We start from the raw sequence: 15,629 nt of genomic DNA, 5'->3' as shown, positions 1-15,629 counted from the left end.
GGGCGGGCGACTGCGAACGCCCCGACTGTCCGGTCAACCGGGTGGACTGGCGGCAGGTATGTCCTTCCCGATATGTCCGGCGCCAAGGCGACCATGATCCGCAGTTCTGCGGAGCAGGCCTTCCCCTCAAAAGGCCGGACGGCACCGGGAACGACGCCGTCAGTGATGGCGTGCTAGCATCGGCACAGGCCGACGGCAACCACAACCACCCCAGAAAGATAGGATGGCGCCAAGGTGTTGCAAGAAAACCATTCGGCCACGCGGCGGTCCGTCTTCCCTTTGTCTCGCGATGGCGAACGGTGAATTCACCCTGTTGTCGCGCCGGAAAGCTGGCGGCTTCGAATAAGGCTGGACCATCGCGCGCCTTGGACGGCATAGACGCGCCATGAGCCCGCTGCTCGTCCTGATTGGCATGATCGGAGCCCCCCCGGCCGCATTGCCGGCGCCGGCCGGCGCGATCCATGTCGACCCGCGCCCCGCCTCGGTCGGCGAATTCGACCCGGCATCGCGGGGCCCGGGCGGCGAATTGCAGCCGTTCACCGGCTTTCGCGCCAAGCGTCCGGAAAAACGCTATAGCGTGACGGTCCCGATCGGAAAGCCCAAGCCCGCGGTGACGCTGCCGCGTATCGAGGGTCCGGCCGACGCCAGCCTGCCGCTCGTGGTGATCGACGCGGGGCACGGCGGCCACGATCCCGGTGCGATCTCTCCGCACGACGGCAGCCATGAAAAGGACATCACGCTGGCGCTCGCCCGCGCGATCCGCAAGGATCTGCTTGCCTCGGGGCGGGTGCGCGTCGCGCTCACGCGTTCGGACGATCGCTTTCTCGTGCTCGAAGAGCGTTATGGCATCGCGCGGCGATTGAAGGCCGACCTGTTTATCTCGGTTCACGCCGACGCGGCCGAGAATCAGGACGCCAGCGGCGCGTCGATCTATACGCTGGCCGAAGTCGCCTCCGACCGCGAGGCGGCGCGGCTGGCGGCGCGCGAGAACAAGGCGAATATCATCAACGGCGTCGATCTTGGTGCCCACAGCGGCGATGTGTCGGCGATCCTGCTCGACCTGACCCAGCGCGAGTCGATGAATGTCGCCTCCGACTTCGCGCGGCTGCTTCAGCGCGAGGCCTCCGACGAGGTCAAATTCCGCACGACCGCGCACCGCTTCGCCTCCTTCATCGTGCTGAAGGCGCCCGACACCCCGTCGGTGCTGTTCGAAACCGGCTTCATCTCGAACAAGGACGACGTCGAATTTCTCGCCTCGCCCGCCGGCCAGAAGAAGATCGCGCGCGGCGTTCGCGAGGCGGTGCAGATCCATTTCGCGCGGCGCAACGTCGCGCGCTGATGCCCGAAGCTTGGCCTGCGCAAAGCTGCCAAAGTCCCGATTCTAGCCCCGGCTGACGATCATATGCGTCGCGCCCGCGCCCGCGACATGGCGTATCACGCGATAGCCGAGTTCGGGCAGGTCGATACCCGCGAACAGACTCTCGCCGCCGCCGAGCAGGACGGGCGCGACCGCCAGATGCAACTCGTCGATCAGGCGCGCTTTCAGATATTGGCGGATCGTCGACACGCCGCCGCCGATGCGGATGTCGCGATCGCTCGCCGCGTCGCGCGCGCGTTCGAGCGCGGCCTCGATCCCGTCGGTGACAAAGTGGAAGGTCGTGCCGCCCGCCATCGTGACAGGCGCGCGCGGATGGTGCGTCAGAACGAAAACCGGGACATGATAAGGTGGATTGTCGCCCCACCAGCCCTTCCATTCGTTGTCGGGCCAGTCGCCGCGTACCGGGCCAAACATGTTGCGACCCATGATCCACGCGCCCAGCTTTTCAAAGCTCTGCGCGCCGAAATCATCGTCGACCCCGGTCGTCCCCTCCTCCTTGTTGGACATTTTCTGGAACGAGCGCGTTGGGACGAACCAATCGTGCAGCCTTTCGCCGTCGCGGCCCAGCGGGTCCTGCAAGCTCTGTTCGCGTCCCGCGCCATAGCCATCGAGCGAGAAGCTGAATGCGGCAACCTTTACCTTGGACATGATCCTTCTCCAATGTGGTTGTATTATGCAACCAGTTGCGTGTCGCTATGCAATCTGATTTCATATTGCAAGCAGTTTTGTTCGGCCCTACAGCGGATGTGTGACGAACCCACGCTCCGGATGCCCGATCAACCTGACGCTCGAGACGCTCGGCGACCGCTGGAGCCTGATCGTCATCCGCGACATCATGTTCGGCAATCGCCGCCATTTCCGCGAATTGCTGACCGGGTCGGACGAGCGAATCGCCTCGAATATCCTTGCCGATCGGCTGAAGCGGCTGGTCGAGGCCGGGCTGCTCACCAAGGCCGACGACCCGACGCATAAGCAGAAGGCCGTCTACAGCCTGACCGAACGGGCGATCGATCTCGTGCCGCTTCTCGTTCAGATGGGCGCTTGGGGCCGGCGGCATCTTCCCGTGACGCACGAGATGTCGATCCGCCAAGAACTGCTGGAGGAGGGCGGTCCCACGCTTTGGGACGATTTCATGGACGAGCTGCGCACGCTCCATCTGGGCGCGCCGCCGCGCGGCGATTCGGCGAGCGTGCTCGAGAGATTGACCACGGCCTATCGCCGGGCCTTGAAACAGAAATAATATAGTCTTGACTAACTTTTCTGCCGGCGCCAGCTTTGTGATGCTGGCCGGGAGATAAGGATGGCGTGGAGCAACTGGTCGGGGAGCGTTACAGCCAGCGGGCAGGTCGCCCGTCCGCAAAGCGAGGACGAGCTTTCGATGCTCGTCCGCAGCGCCCACAAGCTGCGCGTCACCGGCGCCGGACATAGCTTCATGCCGCTTTGCGAATCGGGAGAGCTGATCGTCAGTCTCGATGATCTGGCGGGCGCGATCCACATCGCCACCGACCAGCGAACCGCGCGCATTCCCGCGGGCTGGAGCATCCGCAAGCTGACTGCGGCTTTGTGGGAGGAGGGGCTGGCGCTCGCCAATCAGGGCGACGTCAATCCGCAGTCGCTCGCCGGCGCGATGGCGACGGGGACGCATGGCACCGGCGTCGATCTCGGCTCCTTATCGACCTTCGCGCGCGGTTTCCGGCTCGTCGATGCCGACGGCGAGGCGCATTGGTGCGATGCCGACACCAACGCCGACCTCTATCGGGCACAGCGCCTCTCGCTCGGGCTGTTCGGGGTTGCGACCGAGATCGAGGTCGCGGTCGTCCCCGCCTTTCACCTTGCCGAAAGGATCGAGAAGCGTCGCTGGGCCGAAATCCGCGAAAGCTATGACGAATTGGCACAGCAGCATCGCCATATCGAATTCTGGTTCTTTCCGCACAGCGACGACGTGATCTTGAAATCGCTCGATCCGTGCGATCCGTGCGACCCCCCGCCCACGACGACCGACATGGAAGAAGCGACCTTCCGCCGCATCCTCGACATTTCGGCACGCCTGCCGTTCCTGACGCCCTTCCTTCAGCGAATGATGATGAAAAGCGGGATTTCGGGCCGCCGCCGTGGCCCCGCGTACAACATCTTCCCCTCCGACCGCACGATCCGTTTCGAGGAGATGGAGTATGAGGTGCCGCGCGCTGCCGGGCTCGAGGCACTGGACGAGGTCGTCGGCTGGATTCGCAAGAAACGGCTGCCCGTGACCTTCCCCTTCGAATATCGCACCGTTGCCGCCGACGATATCTGGATGAGCCCAATGAACGCCGGCCCGGTCGCCGCGATCTCGATGCACCAATATGCGAAAATGCCTTGGCAACACCTCTTTGCCGAGGCCGAGGCGATCTTTCGCGGCGCCGGCGGGCGGCCGCACTGGGCGAAGCGTCATCGACTGAACCGCGCGGACGTCGCCGCGCTCTATCCGATGGCAGGGCGCTACATCACAGTGCGCCGCACCGCCGATCCGCACGGCAAATTCCTCAATCCCCATCTGGAGACCTTGTTCGCATGACCACCGACCGTGAATTGCACAAGCATCTGATCGGCCGGCAAGGCTCGCGCGCCGACCTCAACACGCCCGCCCTCATCCTCGACGTCGATGCACTCGACCGCAATATCGGGCGCATGGCGATGCTCGCCGCCCGACACGGCGTCGCGCTGCGTCCGCATGCCAAGACGCACAAAAGCATCGACATCGCGCTCCGCCAGATCGCTGCGGGCGCGGTCGGGGTCTGCTGCGCCAAGATCGGTGAGGCGGAGGTGCTGGCCGGGGGCGGGGTGAACGGTATCCTCATCACTTCGCCCGTTGCAGCGCCCGCCGCGATCGAGCGGCTGGCGAAACTCGCGGCGACCGCCGAAGGGCTGATGGCGGTGGTTGATCATCCGGATGTCGCCGATCGGCTCCAGTCGGCGCTCGCCGCCGCCGGCGTGCGGCTCGACGTCGTCATTGACATCGACCCCGGCATCGCCCGCACCGGCGTCGCATCCGCCGAAGCCGCAGTCGCGCTGGCCCGTGCGATCGACCGGTCGCCCAACCTCGATTATCGCGGCGTGCAATATTACTGCGGGTCGCAGCAGCATATCGAAAGCTATGCTGACCGCCGCGCTGCGATCGTCGAGCGCGCCGCCTATTTGCAGGAGGTGATCGCGGCGCTCGCCGAAGCGGGCTTGGCGCCCGGCCTCGTCACCGGGTCGGGCACCGGCACGCACCGGATCGACCTCGATCTCGGCGTCTTCACCGAGCTCCAGGCGGGGTCCTACGTCTTCATGGACAAGCAATATCTCGATTGCGACCTGACCGGCGACGCCGAGCCGCCGTTCGAGGTTTCGCTGTCGGTCGATGCGCGTGTCGTCAGCGCGAATCACAGCGGTCTCGTCACGATCGACGCCGGGTACAAGTCGCTTTCGACCGACGGCGGCGTCGCGGTGGTCCAGCGCGGCGCGCCCGAAACGGCCTTCTTCGCTTTCATGGGCGACGAACATGCCGCGCTGATCGCGCCCGAAATCGGAAACGCGCTCCAGCCTGGCGATCCCGTCAGCCTGACCGTCCCGCACTGCGATCCGACGGTGAATCTCTATGACAGCTACCACGTCGTTTCCGGCGATACGCTGGTCGATATCTGGCCGGTCAGCGCGCGCGGCCGCGCGCGATGAGCGTCGCTGCGAGCCGCCCGCCGCAGCAGGACCGCGCGCGGCAGACGCGCGAACGCCTGCTCGACGTCGCGGGCGAATTGCTCGCCGAGGTCGGGATCGAGCGGATTTCGACCAATATGATCGCGGCGCGCGCCGGGCTGACCCCACCCGCGCTCTACCGCTATTTCGGCGACAAATATGCGGTACTCGAAGCGCTCGGGCAGCGGCTGATGGAGCGTCAGAACGCCGTGCTCAATGCTTGGCTCGCGTGCCATGCGCCGACGGGCATCGCCGCCATGGCCGACCATATCGGCGAACTCCTGTCCGAAAACGCCGCGGTGACACGCGCCGAGCCGGGGGCGGTGTGGATATTGCGGTCGCTCCACGCGTCGCCGCAACTCGTCCATGTCCGGCTCGAATCGCACCGGCACGTCGCCGACCGGTTGACCGAGGCCTGCCGCGCGCATCTTCCCCGCATCGACCGCGCTACGCTGTGGCCGCGCCTGCGACTCGCGGTCGAGATCGGCTTCGCGGTCGATGAAATGCTTTACGAAGAAGATCGTGTTTCAGCGGGCGCGGCGTTCGCCCAAGTGGCCGCGATGCTTCGCGCCGCGCTGCTCGACCTTACTGAGAACGCGTCATAGCCCGCCTCGCCGCAACCATGCTTTCCTTTCCGCGACACAGGCTTTAGAGGCGGGGACATATGGCCGCCGACAGTCCGCCCGATTTCCGCCTTCGCCTCCGCCGCGACGGCAATGCCGTCATCGCCCGGGTCCGCGACATGTGGACGCGGCGCTGGTTCCGCTGGCTATCCTATCTCGCGCTCGCCGGTCTGCTCGGTATCGCGCTGATCTGGGCGGTTTTCGCGCGCGATCTGCCCTCGGTCGACCAGCTTCGCGACTATGAACCGCCGCTGCCGACGATGGTCCGCGATGGCGAGGGCAAGCCGGTGCACGCCTATGCCCGCGAACGCCGCGTCCAGCTCGAATATAGCGAATATCCGCAGCTGCTCGTGCGCGCCTTTCTCGCCGCCGAGGACAAGACCTTCTTCAGCCACGGCGGCATCGATTATCCGGGCATCGCCTCGGCGATCGTCACCAATTTGACCAGCAGCGGCCGACCCGTCGGCGCCTCGACGATCACCCAGCAGGTCGCGAAGAATCTGCTGCTCACCAACGAACTCAGCTATCGCCGCAAGGTGCGCGAGGCGATCCTTGCGATGCGCATCGAGGATGCGCTGACCAAGGAGCAGATTCTCGAACTCTATCTCAACGAAATCCCGCTCGGCCGCCGCAGCTTCGGCGTGCAGGCGGCGAGCCGCGCCTATTTCGACAAGGATGTCGACCAGCTCGCGCTCCACGAAATGGCGTTCCTCGCAATCCTGCCCAAGGCGCCCGAGAAATATGGCCGCACGCGTTTCGAGCGCGAAGCGCTGGCGCGCCGCAACTTCGTGCTCGGGTCGATGGAGGACAATGGCTGGATCAGCGCGGCGCAGCGCGACGCAGCGCGCGCGATGCCGCTCGGCCTGACCGACAGCGGCAACCGCGCGGTCGCACAGGTCGGCGGCTATTATATGGAAGAGGTGCGGCGCCAGCTGATCGCCGAATTCGGCGAAACCGCCGAGGACGGCCCCCACAGTGTCTATGCCGGCGGCCTCTGGGTGCGCACGCCCTATGACGGCAAGATGCAAGAAGCCGCGACCATGGCGCTGCGCAAGGGCCTCCAGCGCTATGATGCGGGCAAGGGCTGGTCGGGGCCGATCGCGACGATCGAGGCCGACGACCAGTGGCAGAGCCGCCTCGCATCGAGCTTCATCGGCATCGATTACGACAATTGGCGCGTCGCCGCGGTGCTCTCGAAATCGGGCGGCGAGGCGCGGATCGGTTTTTCAAACGGTGACACCGGACGCTTGCCCGCAAGCTCGGCGGGGATGCGCTATCGCAAGACCGGCGGCAGCGCCTTTTCGGCGCTGCGCCCGGGCGATCTGATCGTCGTCAAATCGGCGGGCGGCGACCGTTATGCGCTTCGCAATATCCCCGAGGTGTCGGGCGGCATGGTCGTCGAAAGCCCGCATTCGGGCCGCATCTATGCGATGCAGGGCGGCTTCGACGTCCGCCTGTCGTCGTTCAATCGCGCGACGCAGGCCGAACGCCAGCCCGGCTCGACGATCAAACCCTTCGTCTATGCCGCCGCGCTCGACAACGGCATGACTCCCGCGACGATGATCGTCGATGGGTCCTTCTGCGTCTATCAAGGCGCGGCGCTGGGTAACAAATGCTTCCGCAACTTCGGCAATTCGGGCGGCAGCGGCGAACACACGATGCGCTGGGGCCTCGAACAGTCGCGCAACCTGATGACGGTGCGCGCGGCGAGCCTCGTCGGCATGGAACCGGTGGTCGAGATGATCAGCCGCATGGGCATCGGCCAGCACGAACCCTATCTTTCGACCGCGCTCGGCGCCGGATCGACGACGGTCGAGAAGATCACCAATGCGTATGCGATGCTCGCCAATCACGGCCGCGCGCTGAAGCCGCGCGTGATCGATTATGCGCAGGACCGCCGCGGCAAGGTGATCTTTCCGAAGAACTGGAAACCCTGCGAAGGCTGCAACATGAAGGACTGGGACGGCCGGCCGATGCCGCGCTTCGCAAAGTCGGGCAAGCAGTTGATGGACCCGATCACCGCCTATCAGGTCGTCCATATGCTCGAGGGCGTCGTCCAGCGCGGCACCGCGGTGCGGCTGCGCGATCTCGATGTCCCGCTGTTCGGCAAGACCGGGACGACTTCGGGGCCGAACGACGTCTGGTTCGTCGGCGGCACGCCCGACGTGGTGGCGGGCATGTATATCGGTTTCGACCAGCCGCGCAGCATGGGCGGCTATGCCCAGGGCGGCAGCTATGCCGCGCCGATCTTCAAGGATTTCGCGCTTGCGGCGCTCGCCGATCGCCAGCCGATTCCTTTTTCGGCGCCGAAGGGCGTGCGGATGGTGCGGATCGATCGTCAGTCGGGTCGCCGCGTCTATGGCGCTTGGCCGGGAACCGATCCCAAGGCATCGATCATCTGGGAAGCCTTCAAACCCGAAAGCGAGCCGCGGCGGACGATTCGCGAAGAAGAGATCAAGCCGGTCAAGGCGCCGCGGCGGCAGGATGTGCCCGTCCAGCAAACCCCGGGCCGGCGCAGCGACAGCGAATTCCTGGAGGATCGCGGCGGCATCATCTGACGGCTGCGCACCTCCTTCCCCTGCGGCCTTCCAGGCCGTAAGGGCAGAGCAAATAATTCAGGAGCAAGGACATGCGCGCCGAAGCGCAGGATCATATCGACAAGATTGGCGCCGCGCTGGCGCTGCTGCGCCGCTTTCTCGACTGGGACCGCGCGGTGCGGCGGCTCGACGAACTCAATGCGAAGGTCGAGGACCCGACGCTGTGGAACGACGCGAAGGCGGCGCAAGAGGTGATGCGCGAACGCCGCCGGCTCGACGAGGCGATCACCGCGACGCGTGCGATCGAGACCGAATGCGCCGACACTGCCGAGTTGATCGAACTCGCCGAGATGGAAGGCGACGAGGCGATGGTCGACGAGGCGGTGGCTTCGCTCGCTGTGCTCGCCGCGCGCGCCGAGGAAGACAAGATCAAAGCGCTGCTCGCGGGCGAGGCCGACGGCAATGACTGCTATGTCGAAGTCCACGCCGGTGCCGGCGGCACCGAGAGCCAGGACTGGGCCGAGATGCTCCAGCGCATGTATATGCGCTGGGCCGAAAAGCGCGGGATGAAGGTCGAGCTCGTCGAATATCAGGCGGGCGAACAGGCGGGCATCAAGTCGGCGACGATGCTGCTGAAAGGCGAGAATGCCTATGGCTATGCGAAGACCGAAAGCGGCGTCCACCGCCTCGTCCGCATCTCGCCCTACGACAGCTCGGCGCGGCGTCACACGAGCTTTTCGAGCGTCTGGGTCTATCCGGTGATCGACGACAATATCGAGATCGAGATCAACGAGGGCGACCTCAAGATCGACACCTATCGCGCCTCGGGCGCGGGCGGCCAGCACGTCAACACGACCGATTCCGCGGTGCGCATCACCCACATCCCGACCGGGATCGTCGTCGCGAGCCAGAATGACCGTTCGCAGCACAAGAACCGCGCGACAGCGATGGGGATGCTGAAGGCGCGGATGTACGAGGCCGAGCTACAGAAGCGCGAAGCCGCAGCGAGCGGCGAATATCAGGCGAAGACCGAGATCGGCTGGGGCCACCAGATCCGCTCCTATGTCCTCCAGCCCTATCAGCTGGTGAAGGATTTGCGCACCGGGGTGACCTCGACCGCGCCCGGCGACGTGCTCGACGGCGCGCTCGATCCGTTCATGGCGGCGGCGCTGTCGCAGAAGGTGACGGGCGAGAAGGTCGAGGTGGAGGACATCGATTGATGAAGCGCGCTGCCTTCGCCCTCGCGCTCCTGCCGCTGCTCGGCGGCTGCGAGGCGCCATGGGGCGACGACGGCGACCGCGCGACGAGCGCGCGCGACTTTCCGCCCGCCGACCGGCCGGTGGCGCCCACCGTCTCGACCAAATGGTCGACCGAGGAAGCACGCGACCGCGTCAACGAGGCCGAGGATGTCATGGATTCGGCCGATGTCCGCCCCGGCATGACCGTCGCCGACATCGGCGCCGGCGACGGCTATTATACCGTCCGCCTCGCGCAGCGCGTCGGCGTCAACGGCCGCGTTCTCGCGCAGGACATCATGCCCGAGGTGATCGAACGGCTCGCCGACCGCGTCGCGCGCGAGCGGCTCGACAATGTTTCGCTGAAGCTCGGCGCGGTCGACGATCCGCGCCTGCCCGGGGCGAGCTTCGACCGCGTCTTCATGGTCCATATGTATCACGAGATCGGCGAACCTTACGCCTTCCTGTGGCGGCTACGCCCCGCATTGCGCCAGGGCGGGCAAGTGATCGTCGTCGACGGCGACCGCTCGATCGCGCAGCATGGCACACCCTTCCGCCTGCTCGTCTGCGAATTTCAGGCGGTGGGCTACAAGCTCGTCTCCTACGACGACAAGCAGCATGCCGGCGGCTATCTCGCGCGTTTCGTGCCCAAGGGCAAACGCCCCGAGCCCGGGGCGATCAAGGTCTGCGACAATCCGTAAATGATTGATCCTCCCTGTCGCGCAGCGATGGGGAGGGGGCCCGTCCGCGAAGCGGATGGTGGAGGGGCGACGACGTTGCGTTTCGCCCCTCCGTCAGCGCTGCGCGCTGCCACCTCCCCATGCCTTCGGCACAGGGAGGATCGACTTTCAGTAGACGATCAGCCGGTCCTCGGCGCCGACGTCGGCGAGGAAGCTGACCAGCCCCGCGGCGCGGACATGCGGGACCAGCTCGGTCGCCGTCATGCCGACGAGTGCCATGCCCGACTGGCAGACGAGCAGCGCGACGTCCATCGCTGCCGCTTCCTCGATCAGCGAGGCGAGGTCGGGCTGGCCCGCCGCGCGGCGCGCCTCGTCGCCGCCGAACGACACCGGATCGCGCAGCAGCGCCGCGGCCTCGCCCTGCAGGAAGATGCGAACCGGGCGCCCGAGCGCCGCCGCGGCCATCCCGGCTTCGAGTGCCGCATAGAGCCGCCGCCCTTCGGCGACCGCGACGATGATGTTCAAGCCTTGCATATCGGACATTCGGGGTCCCCGGGCACGCCGACCTCGCGCCAGCGCCGATCGAGCATATCGACGATCGCGAGCCGGCCGGCGAGCGGCGATCCCCAACCGGACAGCGCACGCACCGCCTCGAGCGCCGCCATCGTGCCGATCATTCCTGCGAGCGCCCCCATCACGCCGGTTTCGGCGCAGTTGATCCCCGGCCGGTCGGGATCGTTGCCGACGAGGCAGGCGTAGCAGGCGTGCCCCGCACGCCAGCCCTCATAGAGCGCGACCTGTCCCTCGAACGCGCCGATCGCGGCGCTGAGTAGCGGGGTTTCGAGCGCCACCGCCGCGCGATTGACCGCGAGCCGCGTGGCGAAATTGTCGCAGCCATCGAGGATCAGGCTCGCGCCCGCGAGCAGCGCCCCGGCATTGGCATCGTCCAGCCGCTCGGCGACCGCGGCGACCTCGACATGCGGATTGATTCGCCGCGCCGCTTCGGCCGCGACCTCGGCCTTCAGCGCGCCGAGATCGGCGTCGGTGAACAGCGGCTGGCGGTGCAGGTTCGACAGCTCGATCCGGTCATGGTCGATAATCGTCAGCTTGCCGACGCCCGCCGCCGCCAGATAGGTGATCGCCGGGCAGCCGATCCCGCCCGCGCCGATCACCGCGACATGGCTCGCTTTCAGCTTCGCCTGCCCCGCGCCGCCGAACTGCGGCAGAATGATCTGGCGCGCATAGCGGTCGAGTTCGGCGTCGCTGAGCACGAGCCGGTCAGCGAAGCTTGATGTCCGAAAGCGAGGCAAGCCCCGCTGTGGCCGCAGTCTCGTCGACGGCATCACTTTCGACCCCGGTTGAGCCGAAGCCGCCGGCGCCGCGCGCCGTTTCGTCGAGCGTCGTCACTTCGGCGAAGGCGGCGCGCTGGAGCGGGGCGGGGACGAGCTGGGCGATGCGGTCGCCGCGCTTGATCTCGAACGGCTCGTCGCCGAGATTGGCGAGGATCACCTTCACTTCGCCGCGATAGTCGCTGTCGATCGTTCCCGGCGTGTTGAGACAGGTGACGCCATGCTTCAACGCCAGTCCCGAGCGCGGACGCACCTGTACCTCGTAACCGGCAGGGATCGCCATTGCGAAGCCCGTCGCGACCGCGTGGCGCGTGCCAGAGCGGAGCGTCAGCGTCTCCGCCGCGACGACGTCCATCCCCGCCGCGCCGTCCGACGCATAGGCGGGGAGGGGCAGGCCGCCGCCGTTGGGCAGCCGCTGGATGGCGATTTCAATCTCTTTCAAGGGGTGCACGTTTTTCGAGCTCATCGGCGATCTTTTCCATCAATTTGCGGGCGACGGCCGGTTTTGGCAGCCGGTCCCAGCTGTCTACACCATCCTGGCTAACGATATGCACGCGGTTCGTCTCGCCACCCATCGGGTCGGCCGACACGTCGTTCGCGACGATCCAGTCGCATCCCTTGCGCGCGAGCTTTGCCTGCGCGTGGGGAATGACGTCGTTGGTCTCGGCGGCGAAACCGATCAGCAGCGGCGGGCGCTCCGGGCTTTTGGCGACGCTCGCTAGAATGTCGGGATTTTCGGCGAGCGCGAGTGGCGGCACCTGCCCGCTGCCGTCTTTCTTGATCTTCTGAGGCGCGGCATCGGCGGCACGCCAGTCGGCGACCGCGGCGACCATGATCGCCGCATCGACGGGCAGGCCGTCGGCGACTTCGGCGGCCATCTCGACCGCGGTTTCGACATCGACACGGATCACGCCGGGCGGCGTCGGCAGCGGGACGGGGCCTGCGATCAACAAGACCTCGGCGCCGGCTTCGGCGGCGGCGGCGGCGATCGCGAAGCCCTGCTTCCCGCTCGACCGATTGGCGATGTAGCGCACCGGATCGATGGGCTCGTGCGTCGGCCCCGCGGTGATCAGGATACGCCGCCCGAACAGCGGGCGATGGTTGGCGGGCGCGAAATCGGGTTGGCCGGTGAGCGGGACGGGCGCGGGCGCATTTGCGAGTGCGGCGTCGATCGCCGCCTTGATCGCGTCGGGCTCGGGCAGGCGGCCGGGGCCATATTCGCCGCACGCCATCTCACCCTCGTCGGGCTCCATCACCGTCACCCCGTCGCCGCGCAAGGTCGCGACATTGCGCTGCGTCGCGGCGTGCAGCCACATGCGCACATTCATCGCGGGCGCGGCGAGCACCGGCTTGTCGGTCGCGAGCAGCAGCGTCGTCGCGAGGTCGTCGGCTTGTCCCCCCGCCATCTTCGCGAGCAGGTCTGCGGTCGCGGGCGCGACGACGACCAGATCGGCCTCGCGCGAGAGCTGAATATGCCCCATCTCGACCTCGTCCTTCAGGTCGAAGAGATGGGTGTAGACCTTGTTTTCGCTGAGCGCGGCGAGTGTCAGCGGCGTCACGAACTGCTCGCCCGCGCGCGTGATCACGCAGCGCACGGTCATGCCCGCCTTGCGGAGCAGGCGGACGAGCTCGACCGACTTATAGGCGGCGATGCCGCCGCCGATAATCAGCAGGATGCGCGGTGCGGCCATCAGCGGCGGCGGGCCTGCCCGGTGCGGGCGGCGATCGACAGGGGTTGATTCATCGCCGTCTCCTTCGCCACCCAGTTATGCGCTTCCTCGCCCCAGTTCAAGGACGCCTAAGCGGCGGCGGAAAGGACGCGCGCCGGGCGCCACAGCGAACGCGCCAGGGCGGCGAGCGCGGCGGGAGCGAAGGCAAGGCCGACGAACAGGGTCGGGGTGATGAGCATCGCCCAATAGAAATTGGCCGGGCGCGCGAAGAGCATCAGCAGCGCGGCGTAGAAGAGCTGGATCAGCAACACCGCGAGCCCCAGCCGCGAACGCCACGCCGCCCAGCCGAGCAGCGCGAGCGGCACGAGAAAGGCGGCCGCCCAGCCTTCGAAAAAACGCAGGATCGAGGACGCCTGAACGAAGGACAGATAGGCGATCCAGCCGCCCTGTCCGTGCCAGCCCTGGCTCGCGGAATCGGCGGGGGTGGTGACCGCAGCGAGCGCCGCGATATGCGCAGCAAGCCCCCCGGCGAAACACAGGCCAAGCACCAGCCAACCCGCGGCCGCGCGCCAGTCGCGATCGATCAGCGCGAACAGCCCGAACAGCATCGCGATGGGCAGCACCGTCTCGCGGATCGCCAGCGCGGCCGCGACGAGGAGCATCGTCGCCCACGCGCGCGCCGGGCGATAGAGCGCGAGGGCGAGCGCGAGAAGGACTCCCCCCGCGACCTCGTGAATATAGAGCCACTCGCGCGCGGCGAGCTGCGTCAGATTGACCGCGACGAACAGCGCGCCGATCGCGGCGTAGCGCGGGATGTCCGGTTCGGTCCGTAATCGCCGGTACCAGGCAAGGATCGCCGCGCCGCCGATCAGCAAGAAGATGAGCATGATGTTCCGCTCGCCCAGCGCGGCGACGATATGGGCGAGCGTCGGCAGGCGGACGGTCACGAAGGGGCGCAACGGATAATTTCCGCTCCGATGTTCCGCCGCCGCCGCCGGATAATAGGATTCGCCTCCCACGACTCGCTGCGCGATGCGCGCGTAAAGCGCATGATCGCCGACGAGGCCGTCGGAATGCGCCGATGACGGCTTGGCGGTCGCGACATGGTCGCCGCCGACGCCGCCCGCCGCGCCCCACGCCATCAGCAGCGCCAGCAGGCCCAGCACGGCAGCCGCGACCGGGCGCGAAATCCCCGCGAAGCGATTCCAGCCGGGCACGACCTTGTTCATTTGCGCCAGGTGAGCGCCGACGACATGGCGAAGTTCCAGATCGCGCCGACGACGACGCCCGCGACCCCGGCGACCCACCAGCGCTCGTCCTGCCCCGCCATCCAGGTGCCGATGCCGATATTGGCCACCGCCCCCAAAGCCGAAATCGCATAAAAGCTCGCGAGGCCGCCGAAAAGGCGCCAACCCCTCAGCTTGCGATCGGCATAGGTGAAGCTGTTGTTGAGGAAAAAGTTGAAGGCGATCGCGGTCATCACCGCCGCGGTCTGCGCGGTGAAGAAGGCGCTGCCGGCGCCGAGGATCATGCGCAGCACGGCGAGGTGGACGAACACGCCGAGCCCGCCAACCATCAGGAATTTGATCAGGCGCACGGGGACGACGCGGCCGATCGTCTTGTCGGCGATCAGTTCGGCATATTCGGCGATCACGCGCACCCCCAACTTGCTCTCGCCCGCCTCGCGCGTGCGGAACTGATAGGGTATTTCGGCCACTTTCAGCGGCACGGGGCTCGACGCCAATATATCGAGCAAAATCTTGAAGCCGACCGCCGACAGGCGGGGCAATGCGCGTTCGAAGGCGTCGCGGCGGACCGCGAAAAAACCGCTCATCGGGTCGCTGACGTCGGTGCCGAGCGCGATCTGGCCGGCGCGCGTTGCGAGCCGGCTCATCCGCGCGCGGTCCCTGTCCCAGTCGCCGATCCCGCCGCCCGCGACATAGCGGGTGCCGACGGCGATATCGGCGGCGCCATCGGCAATCGCGTCGATCAGCCGCGGCAGCGTCTCCTCGCTATGCTGGAGGTCGCCGTCCATCACCGCGACGATGGGTGCTGCGGTCGCCAAAATGCCCTCGACCACCGCCGACGACAGGCCGCGCCGGCCGACGCGCTGGACGATGCGGACATGGCGCGATTCGCGGGCAATGCGGCGCACCAGTTCGCTCGTCCCGTCGGCGGAATTGTCATCGACGAAAAGGACTTCCCAGCCGCGCCCGGCGAGCACCACCGACAGTTTCGCGATCAGCTTCTCGACATTGGCGGCTTCGTTGAGCGTCGGCACGACCACCGCGACATCGAGCGGCAGCGCATCGATCGTCAGCGGCGAATCGGCAATCAATATGTCGTGGCGCATGAAACCTCGGTTTTGTCCGGATTTCGCGTCCGGGGTTGGTCGAGGCCAGGTCCTAATGATTTAGGGTAAATGTCCGGTAACCAAGGCCGC

General features: G+C 66.8%; 14 protein-coding genes and 1 pseudogene. 8 read left to right on the top strand and 7 right to left on the bottom strand.

Annotated features, from left to right (window positions below):
- Window positions 1–355 precede the first annotated feature (355 nt).
- Entirely contained in the window at window positions 356–1,339 is a 984-nt protein-coding gene (locus FG95_RS02820; RefSeq protein ID WP_037553820.1) for an N-acetylmuramoyl-L-alanine amidase family protein, read from the top strand.
- 42 nt (window positions 1,340–1,381) lie between these two features.
- Here FG95_RS02820 and FG95_RS02815 read toward each other — a convergent pair whose 3' ends face one another.
- Window positions 1,382–2,026: a dihydrofolate reductase family protein gene (locus tag FG95_RS02815; RefSeq protein WP_037553819.1), complete on the bottom strand. Its 645-nt coding sequence runs from the start codon at window positions 2,024–2,026 to the stop codon at window positions 1,382–1,384.
- Between the two features lie 100 nt (window positions 2,027–2,126).
- On the opposite strand from FG95_RS02815, the gene FG95_RS02810 reads away from it, so the two are divergent.
- From FG95_RS02810 to FG95_RS02780, 7 genes are all read left to right on the top strand, one after another.
- The gene (locus FG95_RS02810; protein ID WP_037553818.1) at window positions 2,127–2,618 is read left to right on the top strand and encodes a winged helix-turn-helix transcriptional regulator; all 492 of its coding nucleotides are present in this window, start codon (window positions 2,127–2,129) and stop codon (window positions 2,616–2,618) included.
- A gap of 60 nt (window positions 2,619–2,678) precedes the next feature.
- The gene (locus tag FG95_RS02805; RefSeq protein WP_037553817.1) at window positions 2,679–3,932 is read left to right on the top strand and encodes a D-arabinono-1,4-lactone oxidase; all 1,254 of its coding nucleotides are present in this window, start codon (window positions 2,679–2,681) and stop codon (window positions 3,930–3,932) included.
- A complete protein-coding gene (locus FG95_RS02800; protein WP_037553816.1) occupies window positions 3,929–5,074 on the top strand; it encodes a DSD1 family PLP-dependent enzyme in 1,146 nt (381 codons plus the stop codon). The genes FG95_RS02805 and FG95_RS02800 overlap by 4 nt, the downstream gene beginning before the upstream one ends.
- Window positions 5,071–5,697 (top strand): TetR/AcrR family transcriptional regulator, encoded by a 627-nt coding sequence (locus FG95_RS02795; RefSeq protein ID WP_052182021.1) that lies wholly within the window; start codon window positions 5,071–5,073, stop codon window positions 5,695–5,697. Before FG95_RS02800 ends, FG95_RS02795 begins: the two co-directional genes overlap by 4 nt.
- 59 nt (window positions 5,698–5,756) lie before the next feature.
- On the top strand, window positions 5,757–8,273 hold the full coding sequence (locus FG95_RS02790; RefSeq protein ID WP_037553815.1) for a penicillin-binding protein 1A: 2,517 nt from the start codon (window positions 5,757–5,759) through the stop codon (window positions 8,271–8,273).
- 71 nt (window positions 8,274–8,344) lie between these two features.
- On the top strand, window positions 8,345–9,472 hold the full coding sequence (prfB, locus tag FG95_RS02785) for a peptide chain release factor 2 (protein ID WP_037553814.1): 1,128 nt from the start codon (window positions 8,345–8,347) through the stop codon (window positions 9,470–9,472).
- Entirely contained in the window at window positions 9,472–10,188 is a 717-nt protein-coding gene (locus tag FG95_RS02780; protein ID WP_037553813.1) for a class I SAM-dependent methyltransferase, read from the top strand. Before prfB ends, FG95_RS02780 begins: the two co-directional genes overlap by 1 nt.
- 147 nt (window positions 10,189–10,335) lie before the next feature.
- Here the strand turns inward: FG95_RS02780 and FG95_RS02775 are convergent, their stop codons facing one another.
- The 6 genes and pseudogenes from FG95_RS02775 to FG95_RS02750 form a co-directional block, all read right to left on the bottom strand.
- Window positions 10,336–10,710: a DsrE family protein gene (locus FG95_RS02775; RefSeq protein ID WP_235211433.1), complete on the bottom strand. Its 375-nt coding sequence runs from the start codon at window positions 10,708–10,710 to the stop codon at window positions 10,336–10,338.
- The gene (locus tag FG95_RS02770) at window positions 10,689–11,438 is read right to left on the bottom strand and encodes a HesA/MoeB/ThiF family protein (protein WP_037553810.1); all 750 of its coding nucleotides are present in this window, start codon (window positions 11,436–11,438) and stop codon (window positions 10,689–10,691) included. The genes FG95_RS02775 and FG95_RS02770 overlap by 22 nt, the downstream gene beginning before the upstream one ends.
- 82 nt (window positions 11,439–11,520) lie before the next feature.
- Window positions 11,521–11,982 (bottom strand): annotated as a pseudogene (gene dut / locus FG95_RS02765) (dUTP diphosphatase); the annotation flags it as partial.
- Entirely contained in the window at window positions 11,945–13,207 is a 1,263-nt protein-coding gene (gene coaBC, locus FG95_RS02760; RefSeq protein ID WP_037553807.1) for a bifunctional phosphopantothenoylcysteine decarboxylase/phosphopantothenate--cysteine ligase CoaBC, read from the bottom strand. The gene coaBC and the pseudogene dut, both read right to left, overlap by 38 nt.
- Before the next feature lie 107 nt (window positions 13,208–13,314).
- Window positions 13,315–14,415 (bottom strand): hypothetical protein, encoded by a 1,101-nt coding sequence (locus FG95_RS02755; RefSeq protein WP_037553805.1) that lies wholly within the window; start codon window positions 14,413–14,415, stop codon window positions 13,315–13,317.
- Window positions 14,412–15,539: a glycosyltransferase gene (locus tag FG95_RS02750; RefSeq protein ID WP_052182019.1), complete on the bottom strand. Its 1,128-nt coding sequence runs from the start codon at window positions 15,537–15,539 to the stop codon at window positions 14,412–14,414. The genes FG95_RS02755 and FG95_RS02750 overlap by 4 nt, the downstream gene beginning before the upstream one ends.
- Window positions 15,540–15,629 lie beyond the last annotated feature (90 nt).

Source organism: Sphingopyxis sp. LC363 (assembly GCF_000756385.1).
Taxonomy (GTDB): domain Bacteria; phylum Pseudomonadota; class Alphaproteobacteria; order Sphingomonadales; family Sphingomonadaceae; genus Sphingopyxis.
The sequence above is the reverse complement of the archived record's forward strand: the minus strand, read 5'-3'. Positions and strand labels throughout refer to the sequence as shown.